Source organism: Pseudomonas sp. BF-RE-25 (assembly GCF_019956105.1).
GTDB classification, from domain to species: domain Bacteria; phylum Pseudomonadota; class Gammaproteobacteria; order Pseudomonadales; family Pseudomonadaceae; genus Aquipseudomonas; species Aquipseudomonas migulae.
Map to the genome: position 1 here is coordinate 25,403 of NZ_JAHBDB010000002.1, position 14,513 is coordinate 39,915.

General features: G+C 56.7%; 14 protein-coding genes, 1 tRNA gene and 1 pseudogene. 6 read left to right on the forward strand and 10 right to left on the reverse strand.

Annotation, left to right across the window (positions count from 1 at the left end; all coding sequences use genetic code 11):
- The first annotated feature begins 43 nt into the window (after nucleotides 1-43).
- Nucleotides 44-481, forward strand: a complete 438-nt coding sequence (locus KGB24_RS00770) for an Lrp/AsnC family transcriptional regulator (RefSeq protein WP_008028095.1) — start codon at nucleotides 44-46, stop codon at nucleotides 479-481.
- 65 nt (nucleotides 482-546) lie between these two features.
- On the opposite strand, the gene KGB24_RS00775 is transcribed toward KGB24_RS00770, so the two are convergent.
- Complete coding sequence (locus tag KGB24_RS00775) at nucleotides 547-1,218, reverse strand: Bax inhibitor-1/YccA family protein (RefSeq protein WP_007915443.1); 672 nt, start codon at nucleotides 1,216-1,218, stop codon at nucleotides 547-549.
- Nucleotides 1,219-1,341: 123 nt separating this feature from the next.
- Here KGB24_RS00775 and KGB24_RS00780 point away from each other — a divergent pair.
- Nucleotides 1,342-1,429, forward strand: a tRNA-Ser gene (locus KGB24_RS00780).
- Nucleotides 1,430-2,106: 677 nt separating this feature from the next.
- Here KGB24_RS00780 and KGB24_RS00785 read toward each other — a convergent pair.
- The 3 genes from KGB24_RS00785 to KGB24_RS00795 all read right to left on the reverse strand — a co-directional run bounded on the left by KGB24_RS00785 (nucleotide 2,107) and on the right by KGB24_RS00795 (nucleotide 5,923).
- Complete coding sequence (locus KGB24_RS00785) at nucleotides 2,107-3,495, reverse strand: MBL fold metallo-hydrolase RNA specificity domain-containing protein (protein WP_223414790.1); 1,389 nt, start codon at nucleotides 3,493-3,495, stop codon at nucleotides 2,107-2,109.
- Between the two features lie 98 nt (nucleotides 3,496-3,593).
- Nucleotides 3,594-4,514: a universal stress protein gene (locus KGB24_RS00790; RefSeq protein ID WP_223414792.1), complete on the reverse strand. Its 921-nt coding sequence runs from the start codon at nucleotides 4,512-4,514 to the stop codon at nucleotides 3,594-3,596.
- A gap of 524 nt (nucleotides 4,515-5,038) precedes the next feature.
- A complete protein-coding gene (locus KGB24_RS00795; RefSeq protein WP_223414794.1) occupies nucleotides 5,039-5,923 on the reverse strand; it encodes a universal stress protein in 885 nt (294 codons plus the stop codon).
- Between the two features lie 27 nt (nucleotides 5,924-5,950).
- On the opposite strand from KGB24_RS00795, the gene KGB24_RS00800 reads away from it, so the two are divergent.
- A complete protein-coding gene (locus KGB24_RS00800) occupies nucleotides 5,951-6,100 on the forward strand; it encodes a hypothetical protein (protein ID WP_008028089.1) in 150 nt (49 codons plus the stop codon).
- A gap of 113 nt (nucleotides 6,101-6,213) precedes the next feature.
- Entirely contained in the window at nucleotides 6,214-6,957 is a 744-nt protein-coding gene (fnr, locus tag KGB24_RS00805; RefSeq protein WP_223414795.1) for a fumarate/nitrate reduction transcriptional regulator Fnr, read from the forward strand.
- A gap of 258 nt (nucleotides 6,958-7,215) precedes the next feature.
- Here fnr and KGB24_RS00810 read toward each other — a convergent pair whose 3' ends face one another.
- Complete coding sequence (locus tag KGB24_RS00810; RefSeq protein WP_223414798.1) at nucleotides 7,216-8,127, reverse strand: universal stress protein; 912 nt, start codon at nucleotides 8,125-8,127, stop codon at nucleotides 7,216-7,218.
- A 224-nt stretch (nucleotides 8,128-8,351) separates the two neighbouring features.
- Between KGB24_RS00810 and KGB24_RS00815 the strand changes: the two genes are divergently transcribed.
- On the forward strand, nucleotides 8,352-8,915 hold the full coding sequence (locus tag KGB24_RS00815) for a GNAT family N-acetyltransferase (RefSeq protein WP_008028083.1): 564 nt from the start codon (nucleotides 8,352-8,354) through the stop codon (nucleotides 8,913-8,915).
- A gap of 59 nt (nucleotides 8,916-8,974) precedes the next feature.
- Here the strand turns inward: KGB24_RS00815 and KGB24_RS00820 are convergent, their stop codons facing one another.
- The 4 genes and pseudogenes from KGB24_RS00820 to KGB24_RS00835 form a co-directional block, all read right to left on the reverse strand.
- Nucleotides 8,975-9,892 (reverse strand): universal stress protein, encoded by a 918-nt coding sequence (locus KGB24_RS00820; protein WP_008028080.1) that lies wholly within the window; start codon nucleotides 9,890-9,892, stop codon nucleotides 8,975-8,977.
- Between the two features lie 104 nt (nucleotides 9,893-9,996).
- Nucleotides 9,997-11,234, reverse strand: a pseudogene (locus KGB24_RS00825) (MgtC/SapB family protein).
- 45 nt (nucleotides 11,235-11,279) lie between these two features.
- A complete protein-coding gene (locus KGB24_RS00830) occupies nucleotides 11,280-11,522 on the reverse strand; it encodes a hypothetical protein (protein WP_008028076.1) in 243 nt (80 codons plus the stop codon).
- Between the two features lie 40 nt (nucleotides 11,523-11,562).
- Complete coding sequence (locus KGB24_RS00835) at nucleotides 11,563-12,636, reverse strand: NAD(P)-dependent alcohol dehydrogenase (RefSeq protein WP_008028074.1); 1,074 nt, start codon at nucleotides 12,634-12,636, stop codon at nucleotides 11,563-11,565.
- Nucleotides 12,637-12,903: 267 nt separating this feature from the next.
- Here KGB24_RS00835 and KGB24_RS00840 point away from each other — a divergent pair, with 267 nt between their 5' ends.
- Complete coding sequence (locus tag KGB24_RS00840) at nucleotides 12,904-13,827, forward strand: universal stress protein (protein ID WP_223414801.1); 924 nt, start codon at nucleotides 12,904-12,906, stop codon at nucleotides 13,825-13,827.
- A 49-nt stretch (nucleotides 13,828-13,876) separates the two neighbouring features.
- On the opposite strand, the gene KGB24_RS00845 is transcribed toward KGB24_RS00840, so the two are convergent.
- Nucleotides 13,877-14,428 (reverse strand): cytochrome b, encoded by a 552-nt coding sequence (locus KGB24_RS00845; protein WP_223414845.1) that lies wholly within the window; start codon nucleotides 14,426-14,428, stop codon nucleotides 13,877-13,879.
- Nucleotides 14,429-14,513 lie beyond the last annotated feature (85 nt).

The window sequence follows — 14,513 nt, forward strand, 5'->3', positions numbered from 1 at the left end:
TTATCAAGGCGGTTTCGATTAATTGCCTTACAGGGGTTGCGCCATGACTGACGATATCGACCAGGTGCTGATTACAGCGTTGATGGAAGACTCACGGCGTTCGCTCAAGGCGCTGGCAAACCTCAGCGGCCTGTCCTCACCAAGCGTCGCCGAGCGTTTGCGCCGCCTCGAAGAACGTGGCGTGCTCAAGGGCTACACCGTCGAGATTGATCCCAAGTGTTTCGGCTATCAACTCCAGGCCATCGTGCGAATCCGCCCGTTGCCGGGCCAGCTGCAAGAGGTGGAGCGGCAAATCCAGGCGATTCCCGAATTCACCGAGTGCGACAAGGTCACCGGCGACGACTGCTTCATCGCCCGCCTGCACGTGCGCTCGATGGAACAGCTGGACACCCTCCTCGACCGCCTCAACACCCATGCAGAAACCAACACCGCCATCGTCAAGAAAACCCCGGTCAAACGCCGATTACCGCCCATGGCGTAAGCCTTCAGCCAAATCGCAGGCAAGAAAAAACCCGCCGAAGCGGGTTTTTTACTCATGGACGACGATTAATCATCGCGGCTCATGATGCCGAAGATCTGCAACAAGCTGATGAACAGGTTGTAGATCGACACATACAGGCTGATGGTCGCCATGATGTAGTTACGCTCACCGCCGTGAATGATGGCGCTGGTCTGGAACAGAATGCAGACCGAGGAGAACAGCACAAAACCTGCGCTGATCGCCAGTTGCAGACCGCTGACCTGGAAGAAGAAGCTCGCCAGCGTCGCACCCAGCAGCACGAAGAAACCTGCGGTGATGAAGCCACCGAGGAAGCTCATGTCCTTACGGGTGATCAGCACGTAAGCCGACAGACCGCCAAACACCAGCGCCGTCATCGCGAAGGCCGAGCTCACTACTTCCGCGCCGCCCTGCATGCCCAGGTAACGGTTGAGGATCGGGCCGAGCAGGAAACCCATGAAACCGGTCAAGGCAAACGCCGACACCAGGCCCCACGCGGAATCACGGAGTTTGTTGGTTAGGAAGAAAAGGCCGTAGAAACCGATCAGCACCACGAAGATATTCGGGTAGCCAACTCGCATCTGCTGGGCGACGAACGCCATCACGCCGCTGAATGCGAGGGTGAGAGCGAGCAAGCCGTATGTGTTGCGCAGGACGCGGCTAACCTCTAGCTGCTCAGCCTGCACGCTGTTATTAACTGCGTAATCCTGTTCGCGCATGGCGACACTCCTGTTGGTTTGAAACGTTCAGTCGCAAAGATCATAACAGACGCTCTGTAACAAGCCATGCACAGAGTTTGACAGTGTGTTTCATTCAGGTATTATGGCGCCCGCAACGCAAACGGAGGTGTGGCCGAGTGGTTTAAGGCAACGGTCTTGAAAACCGTCGACTGTAACAGGTCCATGAGTTCGAATCCCATCGCCTCCGCCATCTTATGTACGACAAAGCCCTGATTATTCGGGGCTTTGTCGTTTCTGGGGTTTGAGAATCGGCTGTGAAATCTGAGTGCTTGTTTCCGCATCTTTTAGGCTATTTCCGCCCCCCAGAAATCTTTGGCACTCATTCCCCTTACCCCCCGCGCCGGCATTTTTCCAACCTGAAACCACCTCTTCGGTTCAGTTCTCCCTTGTTACGCTGCCATCTACCAAGTAGGAATTGCTATACCGAACTCAGACCTGCTGCCTTCGCTGCTGTACAAGATCAACGAAAACCAACTCGCCCGTCGCTCGCCGTGTTGATGGCGCCTGGGGAGTGCTCTCGGCCAGAAGCAGTCACTTGAAACATGAATGGGAGCTTAAAAACGGCAAATCTACAATGTCGCGCGTAAGTCACCAGACAGACGTTTTCTAACCGAGTTTACCCACCAAGCGAACTGCAATGGCCTGGACGATGGTCAACCCCAACCCTGCTCCCGGGTCATTTACACGGCTAGCCGAACCCATCATCTAAGCCCTTCAACGTGCGCCGAGGCTGGCTGATCAACAGGGTGACCAACCTATGCTCCATGCTCCGTATTTCCTGGCCGAGCGAAAAACAAAGGCAGCTATCTCACCGATGACGCTTTAAGACCTGAAAGCCAAAGCGATACACCTTGGTCGCCTGTATTGTCACGTTGTTGAAGTTGGAGAAGGATCAAGACTGGAGAGTTCGACACTATCGCGATACTCCGGCACCGAAACCGACCAGCCCAGCTCCAGACTGATTCGTCGACGCAGTACATCGGAGGCGTTAGGTTCCCCATGCACCACAAATGTGTGTTTTGGAGGTCGCTTGAACCCACGCAACCACTGAATGATCTCATCGGCGTCGGCGTGTGCGGACAGTGTTTGCATCGACACGACTTCGGCGCGGATCGGCACGTCTTTTCCGTGGATACGAACGGAAGGAGCGCACGCGACAATCTGCGCGCCACGGGTGCCACCAGCCTGGAAGCCTGGCATTAGCAGCGTGTTAATCGGCTTGGGGGCCAGCGCCTTGAGGTGATGGACAACCCGTCCTCCCGTGGCCATGCCGCTGGCGGCGATAATCACCGCCGGGGTAGTTTGCTGATCCAGCTCGATCGAATCTTTGACAGTACGCACGAATTGCGCAACATGGCACATGCCTTCGCAGTCCTCTAGAGATAATCTGTGCTCGCTACGAAAACGCTGGTACAAGCTCGTGACGTCGGTGGCCATCGGGCTGTTGAGGTAAATTGGAATATCGGGAATCGCCCTTTTCCGTTTCAACTGATATAGGTGATACATCAACAGTTGGGCACGTCCTACCGCGAACGATGGCACTAAGGTTATCCCTCGGCGTAGCGCGGTACGGGTAATGACCTCAGCCAATTGTTCCTGCGGCGACTCGACTGGATGTTTACGATCACCATAGGTCGACTCTACCAGCAGGTAATCCGCGTGTTCGACGGTTTCCGGAGCGAACATCAAAGGATCATCGAGCCGCCCCAAATCCCCTGAAAACACCAAGGCCAGGCCGTTGGCGATCACCTCCACCGTAGCTGCACCCAAGATATGCCCGGAGCAACGAAGCTGGATGGTCATATCCGTGACAATTTCCACCTTGTGGTGCAGCTCTACTGGTCGCAACAGCTTTAGTGCTTTTTTGGCATCTTGCTCGGTGTAAAGCGGCAACGCCGGGTTGTGCTTTGAGAAGCCATGCCGATTCACGAACTCTGCCTCTTCTTCCTGCAAGCGGCCACTGTCTAGCAGCAGAATTTTTACCAGCTCACAGGTAGCTGGAGTGGCGTAAACCGGGCCGCGATAACCATTGCGCACCAGTACGGGTAAATAACCGCTGTGATCGAGATGCGCATGGGTCAGGACAATGGCGTTGAGGTCGCTGACCGGAAATTGCAACGGATCCCTGTTGTGTAATCGCAGTTGCTTGTAGCCCTGGAATAAACCGCAATCAATCAGCACATGTTGGTTACGATGTTCCAGTAAGTACTTGCTGCCCGTGACTGTGCCCGCGGCACCTAGAAATGTGATTCGCATGGCCAATTTCCTTGAGCATTCAGGGGAATGCTATTGATCGCTCCTTTTGACTCAAGGCCAGTTGACTTTTATCAACTGCAAGCTCGACGGTGCTCCTCTCAATCGGGCGGGGGCAGTGGTTTGACGATCATCAGACTGCACGGTGCTCGGTTCAATACAGACTCGGCAGTACTGCCAATAAACCGATCGTACCCATGGTGATAAACCGTGCCCAACACAATCATGTCAAAAGCATTCTGCTGAGCGAAAAGTCCGATGACCTTTTGGGGGTTACCCGTCAGCGAATGTCGACGTGTATTTTTGATGCAATAGCGCTCCGCAAGCACATCCAAGGCCTCTTGCTGGGCATCCTGAATCGCGTCCCTCAAACTGTCATCAAAACTGCTTGTCGGCACACTCATCGGCGTATCACTCATCACGGACCAACGACTGACATTGAGCAAGTGCAGCGAGGCACCACAACTGACCGCCAGCGTAGAGGCCAGATCGAGTACTCGGTCATTCAATCCCTGAGTAAGCTCTTCCAGATGGGACAGATCAATTGCCGCGAGAATTTTCATTGGTTTGGGATTTGCGGCACTGGTCACCAAGTGCAAGTGGGCCGGACACTCGCGCAACAAGTGCCAGTCCAAAGGTCGGTGAAAGGCCCGGTCGAGTGCCGGCACGTAATGGGTATCCTTGATCACCAGGTCCGGAATAAAGTCATTCACGTACTCAAGCAGATGCGCCAGACTCGATCGGGCCCAGACCACTTCAGTGGTCACCTGTATTCCGATACATCGTTCAAACCGGGCTTGCTGCTCCAGCCAATGCCGGTGCACCTGCAGATAACCTTCCCGAGCCTGTGCCATCGCATCGTGGTTCAGCAAACCGGCCACCGCCAGTGCCGGGACATAATCGAACGCGACAATGTGCAATAACGCACCCGTCGCACAAGCCAAGGCATACGCACGTTCAAACGCCGGGCTAAGGGTCATTTCGCTGGGGGCTATCAATAAAATGCGTTTGAGTTTGAGCATCACGTACCCCTCCCTGAAACCATTTATCTGCCTGATCGCAACCCGGACTTCCTTTCGTCAGGCTTCAGGCAAACACTTGTTACTTGCGATTGGCCTTCTGCGGCATCCGCCTGGTGCGTTCGTTGTTCGAGTATCTGGCGTTATTCGGCGGGAGCCATGATTTTTATCAACTAAATTGGAGGCAATCACTGGCAGCGCAATCCCCTTTCAGCTCATGAAAGCATTGCTGAAAAACCTCAACGGTTTCCCCGGTATCAGGCGTAGAAAACACTGACAGGCATTCACACCGAGAACGTCATCAGGAGTGCCTTGAGCTTACGTAAATCCAGACTGGACAAGCTTGAATTGAAGCCCGCCATCGCTTGAGACTTGCCATGCTCGCAGACACGCGGATCAATACGACGGTGGTGACCATCTCCGTAGTGATCCATTACGAGTGTCTGTTGCGTCTCTCCCACTCATATCAGACTCAGCTGTCGACCGATAAGTACGGGCCATCGAAAAGCTGTCCAACTGACGATTCGCTAAACCGCCAGAACGCTGCATGGCACCTGATACAGAATATGTTCGGTTGTGCTGCCCAGAAGCTTGTCCACTCCATGGGACTGGACCCTGCCCATCACGATCACATCCACCTTGTGTTCATTAGCGAACTCACTCAATGCCTTGACCGGATGCCCCTCAATGAAATGTCGACGATCAGAGGGCACTCCGAACCGATCTGCCAACCTCAAAAAAGAACTCTCCAGGTCACTGCGAAGCACTTTGGTGAGGTCAGCGAGGGTCAGGCCGCCCATGTCCGCCAGAAAAGCGGCCGTAATATCGCACGCGTACAGCAAATGAAGGTCGGCATTACACTGCATCGCAAGGCTGCATGCCTGCTTAATGATACGGTCGTTCAGCTCATTGTCGGCTGACTCGATATCCGTTACCTCGACCGCCGCTACAACCTTTCGTGGCAATACGTAGCCACTTCCGCCTACCAGATAAACCGGTACCGGACAGTGGCGCAAAAGATGCCAGTCCAACGGGGTGAAGAAGGCCCGCTTGAGCGTGGATTCATGCTGAACCTCCTTGATCAATAAATCGGGCTGCATGTCCGTGACGTGATCAAGGATGTCCTGCTTGATGTCCTCAGCCCAGGCTGCCTCAGTGGTGACCTCTATTCCTCTGCCGCGCAGATTTTCGGCCTGAGCCTTGAGCCAGTCGCGATGGTCCTGCAGGTAGCGTTCCCGAGCGGGTTCCCGTTCGCCTTCTTCAAGTAGTGATAACCATTTGAACGAGGACGTTAGCGCCGCGATATGCAAACTCGCGCCACTGGCCTTCGCCAGCGCCGCAGCATGGTTCATGGCAGGGGAATGGCGCAGGGCCGGGTTGATGATCAGTAACAGGCGTTGATACTGGCTCATGATGGCCTCCAGTCAGGTGAGTATCCAATGCAAGCCATCTTCCGGCTGGGCGCCAATGACCCGCTGTCCGCAGCCTTCTGCACCAGCGGCTGCACGCTGATTCATAAGTCGATTCTGCAAGTCCGATGCGCTCATGACTTGATCTACATCAATAGCTATAACCGCTGCCCAGGATGAATGTTGAACCGCTCTTTTCCACTCATCGGCGATACCGATAAATGCATGAATGAAAGGCCCGCACTTCGACGCAAGACCTATGCTTAGTACACTTTTGGAAAGGTAGCCTCCACATGCCGGAAGCCCGCCCGCTTCAAGTTCAATACCTTAAAGCTGCATGCTCCAACTGCAGTGTATTGGAATTGTGCCTTCCGCTTGGCCTGACGGTCCTGGAGATCGAACGTCTGGACACGCTGATCGTGCAAAGATTCAAGGTCAAAAAAGGCGCGGCACTCTACCGCGCAGGCGATCCGTTGCGCTCGCTTTACGCCGTGCGAATCGGTTCGTTCAAGACCAGCGTGGTTTCGGTCGATGGTCGCGAACAAGTCACAGGGTTCCAGATACCCGGCGAAATGCTCGGCCTGGACGCCATCAGCACCGCATTGCATGCATGCAATGCGGTTGCTCTGGAGGACAGCGAGGTCTGCCCCATTCATTTTTCCCACCTGGAAAAACTGGCCCGAGAACTGCCTTCACTGCAGCACAACCTGAACAAAATCCTCAGCCGGGAAATCGTTCGCGATCACGACATGCTGATGATGCTGGGCAACATGAACTCGGATGAACGCTTGGCCGCTTTTCTGATGAATATGTCGCAACGCTTGAATACGCGCGGATATTCGTCCAGCAACTTTGTGCTGAAAATGCGTCGGGAGGAAATCGGCTCTTACCTAGGCCTTCGCCTCGAAACCATCTGTCGGGGCATCGCACACTTGCGTGACCAGGGGTTGGTGGAAATAACCGGCCGCGACGTTAACATCATGGATCTGGACGGGCTCAAGCAACTGATCGTGGGCTGCCATCGCCACTTGAGGTGAAACCTGACGTCTGGAGCGTCTTCAGGCGTGCCATGGTCCTGAATCGCCCCGGCCAGCCGTTACAGCTTTCGGGCCCTGCAAATGGTCAAGGACGCCCACCATCCGGCACCCGTCCAGACGACAGCGAGGGTCAGGCTTATGCCTGATCACCGGGTGCCGAATTGGCCGGGGCTTCGGATCAGCCTCCGCGACACCTGCTCGATGCCAATCAGGCGCTGAAACGGTTACGGAACGGGCAGTTCAACGGCGCAATCGTGCTCACTCCCTGACGCGCTGCCTGACGGCCAGAAGACTCCCCGGCACCGAGTACAGCGCCCGCTCAGTATTGCTGCCGATAAGCCGGTCGATTCCCTCCCGATGCACAGCACCCATTACCACCACGTCGGCCAAGTACTCCTCGACGAATCCACTGATCACAGGCACCGGCAGCCCCATAACGAAATGGCGTCGTTCTGGCGGCACGCCGTGGCGCTCCGCCAGAGTAATAAACGCTTCATGCAAGGATTGACGCAGCTCCTCAATATAGTCCACGCCCCAACCGCCCCCGGCCAGTGGCGCATCGCTGTTGAAGACGGGCGACAAGTCATAGGCGTACAGCAGGTGTAACGGCGCATCGCATTGAAGAGCCAGGGTATTGGCCGTCTGAATGATGGTGTCGTTCAAACCACTGATTTGTGTCGACGAATCGAACGGGTCCACTGCTGCCACGATCCGGTGTGGCAAGCTGTAACGGACGTGGTTGACCAAGTGCATGGGGATTGGGCATTCACGCAACAAGTGACAATCGAGCGGAGTAATGAACACTCGCTTGAGCGCGGGTTCAAGGGTTACATCCTTGATCAGCAGATCAGGCTTCAGATCTTCGACCGTCCTCAAAATGTCCAGTAACGGATGGGTGGTGAAGACGGCTTTGACCGTGACCTCCAAATCCAGGTCGCTGAGCCGATCGAATTCTTCGGCCTCCCAGCGGCGATAGCGACGCAAATAGCGCTGCTGCTCTGCGTCGTCGATTTTTTCCTCCCACAAATGCACCACCGGTGTTGGCTCAACAAAGGCCCGCACATCCAGAACTGCCCCTGTGGCCCCAGCCAGAGCGACGGCGCGCTGCATGGCGGGCGACTGCTGAAGGCTTTTATCGACGATCAGTAGCAACCGTTGATATTGACTCATCACACACCTCCGTTCGACCCCGGTCTTCACGTGCCGGCATGCTTCAACACTGCGCTCTGGTACCTCGTGCGAGTTGATTTACATCAAACACAGGTGAATTGACGCCTCCGGCACCAGTCTCTGATCCAGATCAAACTCCAGCGTAGACAGCGGCGTAGAAAGGCATCAAACGCGGTTGCTTTTTCTGACTCGTCCCCCTTCAAACCGTACTGGAGGAATACCCCATGCTCACCGTCAAAGACCACAATGATCGAGCCGCGGCCGCGTATGCCGCGGTCGACGGCCAATACTGGATCGAAGCGCTCAGGGACGGCCGCCACGTGCTGATCCGGCCGCTGGCGAAAAAGGATCGCGACCGTGAATATGCCTTCATCAAGCGGCTGTCTCCGGAGTCCCGGCACATGCGCTTTCTCGCGCAGATCAACGAGCCCGGCGCTGCGATGCTCGATCAGTTGATGGACACAGACAACAAACAACGCGTGGCCTACATCGCCCTGGTCCACGACAATGGTCAACTGATCGAGATCGGCATCAGTCGTTACGCGGCCACCGGCGAACATGAATGTGAATGCGCCGTCACGGTCGCCGATGAATGGACGCACCTGGGGCTGGGTACGTTGCTGATGGAGCATTTAATCAAGGCCGCCCGCAAGAACGGTTTTCGCCATATGTATTCGGTGGACGCCGCCAACAATGCGCCCATGCGCGACCTGGCCAAGGCATTGGGTTTCGCGACGAACAATGACCCCAACGACACCCGTCAGGTCATCCATCGTCTTTACCTGTAAAAAATCACCCCGCGATGTTCCGGCCAACGGTCCATCGCGGGGCGATCCAGTCCTCAGGATTACAGCATTCGTCCCGGCTTGATCGCCAGCACACTGCACGGCGCCCGATGCAAGAGTTGCTCGGCCGTGGTTCCTAGAAGTTTTCTCAAGCCTTTGTGCTGCACAGTGCCCATGACGATGACATCGGTATTGTGGTCCGAGACGAACTCACAAATACGCGGCACAGGTGACCCCTCGTAAAAGTGACGACGCTCCGGAGGCACGCCATGGCGTTCAGCGATGGCCGCAAACGCGTCATGCTGAGCCGTTCCCAACATTTCATATAGACCGGTGGCCAGCGGTAAGGCGGCAAAGCCCATGTCCTGAGCGTATACAACCGTCCAGTCATACACATGCAGCAGTTCAAGACTGGCATCACAGACCGCAGCCAGTTTCGTTGCTGCGTCGATAATCTGGTCATTGAACACATGGTCCTGATCCTCATCGCGCAACACATCAATAATGGCCAGTACGTTGCGCGGCCGGGGATTTAGAGGCGTGGTCACCAGATGCACCGGTACCGGACAATCACGCAGCAGCTGCCAATCCAGCGGCGTGAAAAACACACGTTTCAGCACCGACTCTTCCTGGGCGTCCTTGATGATCAGCGTCAGCGGCATCTCATTGATGAAGTTCAGGATCTCTTCGTAAGGATGCTGTACCCACACCACCTCGCTGGAGACCTCGACGCCGTGCTTGCTCATCAATCCGGCCTGATCGGCGAGCCATTGCCGATGGGTTTGCAGATAGCCGTCCCGGGCCAGACTGAATTGTTCCGGGGCGAAAAGCCCCGCCACCGCCAGAGCTTGTGAATAGTCGAACGCCACGATGTGCAACGGCAATTGCATCGCCAGCGCCAACGCAGCGGCCCGGTCGAATGCCGGTGTCCGAGTCATGGCTGAAGGAGCGATCAAGAGTAAACGTTGAGTCTGCGACATGGGACACCTCGGCACGCGGCCATTTCAATCCAGGAGTAGAACCACAGATTGATTGCTCCCCGTTCCGACCACTTGATTTTTATCAGTTACTCGCGCGATGTCCGTCAGGACACCCCCATGCCCGCCCACATTGCCAGTGTCAGCAACACTTGGCCGGGAATCACATAAGCGGCAAACCGTCGCCCGCCGCTGACCCACGCCACCACGCATTTGCTGACGGAGTTGCTGCTGATCGCAATCAGCACAGGGCCGACAACGGCATCGAACGGCAATTGGCCGGACTTGGCCAACGTAGCAATCGACGCCGTCGAGGCATGCGCATCGGCAAAACCGCTGAACGTGGCCGTCAGCATTACCCCCAACTGGCCGAAATGGCTGAGCATCATGGACGAAACAAAAGTGATGCCGGTCATGGTCAACGTGACGATCAGGGCCAGTTTGAGCTTGAACGCACCACCGACCTTGATTGACTCGTTAGCCCCGGAAGCGGTCTTGGGAAACATCAGGCACACGCCATACAATGCTGTGACGGCGGCTCCGGATACCAGCGGCCCCCACATGTGGTGGAGCAAACCGGGATCGACCGCCCCCAGGATCAGGCCGACCTGAGTGACAGTGGCCATATTGGACAGGATCGCGGCCGCGCTCAGGAGCTTTATGTTGTCGGGCTGTCGGGCGACGAGGTGGCCCATGGCGGCAATCGTTACGGTGCTGGAGGCAAACCCGGAGGCAATGGCGCTAATGGCGTAACCGTAACGGGTGCCCAAGGTACGAACAGCAATGTGTCCAATCGCCCCCACGGCCATAAGCAATACGGTCAGGGTGCAAATGGTACGAAAATTGATGGCCGCGTAGGGGCCGATAAAGCGGTCCGGCGCCAAGGGCAGCACGACCAGCGCAGCAGTCAGCAGGATCAGGCCGTCACCCAATTCCGCTTCGGTCAATTGGCTACGGGCAAAGTAATGCAGCTTCTTTCGATAGGCCAGCAGCCCGCGATCACCACGCCGATGGCAATCGCCAGCTCGGGGTTCGTGCCACACAACGCGCCCAGTACCAACACCGTAAATAACGCCACCTCGCTGGTCACGCCGGGGTCGTCGCTCAGGCTTCGCCAATACGCCACGGTGACGAGTAACCCCAAGGCGATCGCCATGATGCCCACCAGCAGGCTGCCACCGACCTGCATCGTCACATAACCCAACAACGCCGTAATCGCGTACGTCCGTAAACCGGCACAAGCGCGGGTTTCCCCCTGCCCCTTGTGCCGTTCGCGTTCAAGACCGATGAGCATGCCAATTCCCAGCGCCGCAGCTGCACCTGTCAGCCCAATGGTTTCGTTCATTGGGTTGTCATTCGCACGAAGCCCGCCCGGTGCTGGCCCAAAGCGTTACTCCACGAGGTCGGCGCGAACCTGTTCGCCCTTGGGACAGTCCGTTCGAGGGTCGGGCATCCGTCTGGTAAAAGCTGCCGGGCCAGGGGGAATCGGCCAGGCGTGCGGCGCTTCGATACGGGCCTTGAGTTGGCCAACGAAAGCCTGCGCTTCGCTCAGGCTATTGAAGTTCACTTCCAGGGCATCCATGCACACGACCCAGCAATGGCTTGCCGGTTTCTCCGTGATATCAATGATCATAGATACCTCCGTTCTACTTCGAGAATAAAGCCGGACAGCCTCACGGCGTAATCGCGATCTTCATCACACCGTCCTGTTGGTGGGCAAACAACTCATAAGCCGCCTCGATATCATCGAGCTTGAAACGGTGTGTCACGAGCGGTGACAGGTCCACACCACCGCTTTGCACCACCGCCATCAAGCGGCGCATGCGCTCCTTGCCGCCGGGGCACAGGGTGGTGACGATGCTGTAGTCCCCCAACCCTGCAGCAAAGGCATCGAGGGGGATGCGCAGATCGCTGGAGTAAACGCCGAGGCTGGACAGTCGACCGCCCGGACGTAGCACCCGCAGTGCGGACTCGAACGTCCCCTGGGTCCCCAGTGCCTCGATAGACACATCGACACCCCGACCATCGGTCAAGGCCATGATCTGCTCGACCACGTTACCGTCCTTGAAATTGACGACATGGGTCGCGCCCAACCGTCGCGCGACGCTCATCCGCTCGGCCACGGCATCGACGCCAATGATCGTCGTCGCGCCTTTGAGGCGTGCACCAGCCACCGCGCAGAGGCCTATTGGCCCAAGGGCAAACACGGCAACTGTATCGCCGATGGTCACTTCACCCCGCTCTGCCCCGGAAAATCCGGTGGACATAATGTCCGGGCACATCAACACCTGCTCGTCACTAAGCCCGTCGGGAATCGGGCACAAATTGGCAATGGCGTCCGGTACCAGCACGTACTCGGCCTGGCAGCCGTCAATAATGTTGCCGAACTTCCAACCCCCGATGGCGCGAAAACCATGGCGGGTGTCCGGGCCGTCCTGTGAACCGCAACCACAGAGACAGGCATAACTCTGTCCGCTGGGCGTAATGGCACCGGCAATCACCCGCTGGCCTTCAACAAAGCCACGCACCTGGGAACCCAAGCGTTCAATGATGCCCACCGGCTCGTGGCCCACGGTCAGGCCCTTGGCCACTGGATACTCACCACGCAGGATATGCACGTCGGTGCCACAAATGGTCGTGGTGGTGATACGGATCAATGCATCCTGCGGCCCGACTTCAGGGATGGGTTTGTCTTCCAGCACGATCCGGTTCTGCTCAACGAAAACAGCCGCTTTCATGGTTCCCATGGTGATCCCTCTTATGCCGAGCCAACGTTCAGTTCGAGTCCAAAGACTGCGCTGGGTTGACGGACGAAAGATTGATAATGGTCAACAATTTCGTGACTGGACAAGCCCCGGACAACCGCACGTCGGACCACATCGTCGGTCTCTCCTTCATTTGACAAAGATCAAACCCGATGCACCGTTCCACAGCAGGATAAGTGCAAGGCTTCACTGCCCAATGCCTCAGCCATTGGGGCAAGAAACAGCGCGATTACCTACCGGAGAGTTGTCATGTCTGATCAATCACGTTTCATGCTGATCGTCTCGCCGTTGATGGAAAATAGCCCCGCCTTCGACCGGGCCGCCGCACTGGCCAAGGCTGCAGACGCGGCACTGCACATCGTGGCGTTCGATTACCTCGAAGGCCTGGCGACGGCTGGAATGGTCAACGAACAAGCGCTGGAACAGATGCGGCTGGGCTATGTCGAGCGCCATCGTCAATGGCTTGAAGACCAGGCTAGACCGTTGCGCAAAATCGGGGTTCACGTCACTACTGAAGTGGTCTGGGTGGAGCGGCCGTTGCAGGAAATCCTCGTTCATCTCAAAGAACAGCCGATGGCCGTATTGATCAAGGCGCTAGAACACGAATCCCTGCTATCACGCCTGATGTTTACCCCGCTGGATATCCATCTGCTACGTGAATGCCCTGTACCGCTGCATTTTGTCAGCCATATGCACCATGCTTTGCCACGAAAAATCGTCGCCGCCGTCGACCCTTTCCACTGTGATGACCAATACAAAGGTTTCAACGACAGGATTTTGCGCGAGGCGTCAAAACTGGCCACTACCTGCAACGCCGAACTCGAAGTGATCTACGCCCATGACCTTTCATCCATCAGTGCAGATGAATTCGGTTTCAGCAATGGTTCGGCATTTTTTTCTTCGAGCAAAGCCAAGACCCTGTTCGACGCGCAAGCGGACGCGTTCCGCGAGCTTTCGGAGCGCAACGGTATTGCGCCGGAGCACCAGCACATGATCATGGGCAATCCGGCCAAAGTGCTTTCCAGCTATGCCGAGGCTTATGACACCGATGTGATTGTCATGGGGCGCATAGGTCACCGCGCCATGGAGCGATTAGTCGGCAGCACCGTGGAACATCTGCTGTACAAGATTCCCTGCAGCGTCTGGGTGGTTTCGCCAGAAGTACTGGGCTGACTGACTCGTGTCTCTCCAGGACGCCGTCAGGGTCAAGAGCCCACTGAATTCATGACCTGCTTCGTCCAGACAACATCCGGGCAAGGGTGTTATCACCGACCCAATAGTGATGGAACAGGCCAGCGAGCGCATGCAGGCCGATCAGCCAATAGCCGCTGCTGCCAAGCCATTCGTGCCAGTACTTGAATCGCTTGGCCAGATCCGGATCCACCGACACCGGTGCCGACAGATAGAAGTCGAAATACGGCAAGGGCTTGCCCCCCGCAGCCAGCATCAACCAGGCCATCAGTGGCGTCACAATCATCAAGCCATACAGCGCCAGGTGCATCAGGTGTGACAGGCCGGTCTGCCAGGCCGGCGGCGTGGGAGTGATCGGCGGACGCGGCGTCAGACGCCCGAGCAGGCGAACCCAGACCAGAGCAAAAATGCTTATCCCAAACAGCCCATGCAACCCCAGGAACAGAGCTCGTGCGTCGCTGCCGCGCGGCAGCAGTCCTTTGATCTCAATGCACGCATACACGCCGACGAACAGCGCCAACATCAGCCAGTGCAGGGTGATCGACAGCTTTGCATAACGATCTGTGACTATCTCGCGGGTCATAAACACGCCTCATCAAATTTTGGGACGACTGCCGTGCGACAGCCTCTGAGCGGTTGCTTTGAACCGGCGGCACGCAGCCTGTCGG

Coding starts and splice junctions, on each gene's coding strand:
- KGB24_RS00795 (WP_223414794.1), bottom strand. CDS start 5,923: ATGAGCCAGTATCAACGCCTGTTACTGATCATCAACCCGGCCCTGCGC.
- KGB24_RS00770 (WP_008028095.1), top strand. CDS start 44: ATGACTGACGATATCGACCAGGTGCTGATTACAGCGTTGATGGAAGAC.
- KGB24_RS00790 (WP_223414792.1), bottom strand. CDS start 4,514: ATGCTCAAACTCAAACGCATTTTATTGATAGCCCCCAGCGAAATGACC.
- fnr (WP_223414795.1), top strand. CDS start 6,214: ATGCCGGAAGCCCGCCCGCTTCAAGTTCAATACCTTAAAGCTGCATGC.
- KGB24_RS00800 (WP_008028089.1), top strand. CDS start 5,951: ATGCAAGCCATCTTCCGGCTGGGCGCCAATGACCCGCTGTCCGCAGCC.
- KGB24_RS00835 (WP_008028074.1), bottom strand. CDS start 12,636: ATGGGAACCATGAAAGCGGCTGTTTTCGTTGAGCAGAACCGGATCGTG.
- KGB24_RS00845 (WP_223414845.1), bottom strand. CDS start 14,428: ATGACCCGCGAGATAGTCACAGATCGTTATGCAAAGCTGTCGATCACC.
- KGB24_RS00785 (WP_223414790.1), bottom strand. CDS start 3,495: ATGCGAATCACATTTCTAGGTGCCGCGGGCACAGTCACGGGCAGCAAG.
- KGB24_RS00775 (WP_007915443.1), bottom strand. CDS start 1,218: ATGCGCGAACAGGATTACGCAGTTAATAACAGCGTGCAGGCTGAGCAG.
- KGB24_RS00810 (WP_223414798.1), bottom strand. CDS start 8,127: ATGAGTCAATATCAACGGTTGCTACTGATCGTCGATAAAAGCCTTCAG.
- KGB24_RS00815 (WP_008028083.1), top strand. CDS start 8,352: ATGCTCACCGTCAAAGACCACAATGATCGAGCCGCGGCCGCGTATGCC.
- KGB24_RS00840 (WP_223414801.1), top strand. CDS start 12,904: ATGTCTGATCAATCACGTTTCATGCTGATCGTCTCGCCGTTGATGGAA.
- KGB24_RS00820 (WP_008028080.1), bottom strand. CDS start 9,892: ATGTCGCAGACTCAACGTTTACTCTTGATCGCTCCTTCAGCCATGACT.
- KGB24_RS00830 (WP_008028076.1), bottom strand. CDS start 11,522: ATGATCATTGATATCACGGAGAAACCGGCAAGCCATTGCTGGGTCGTG.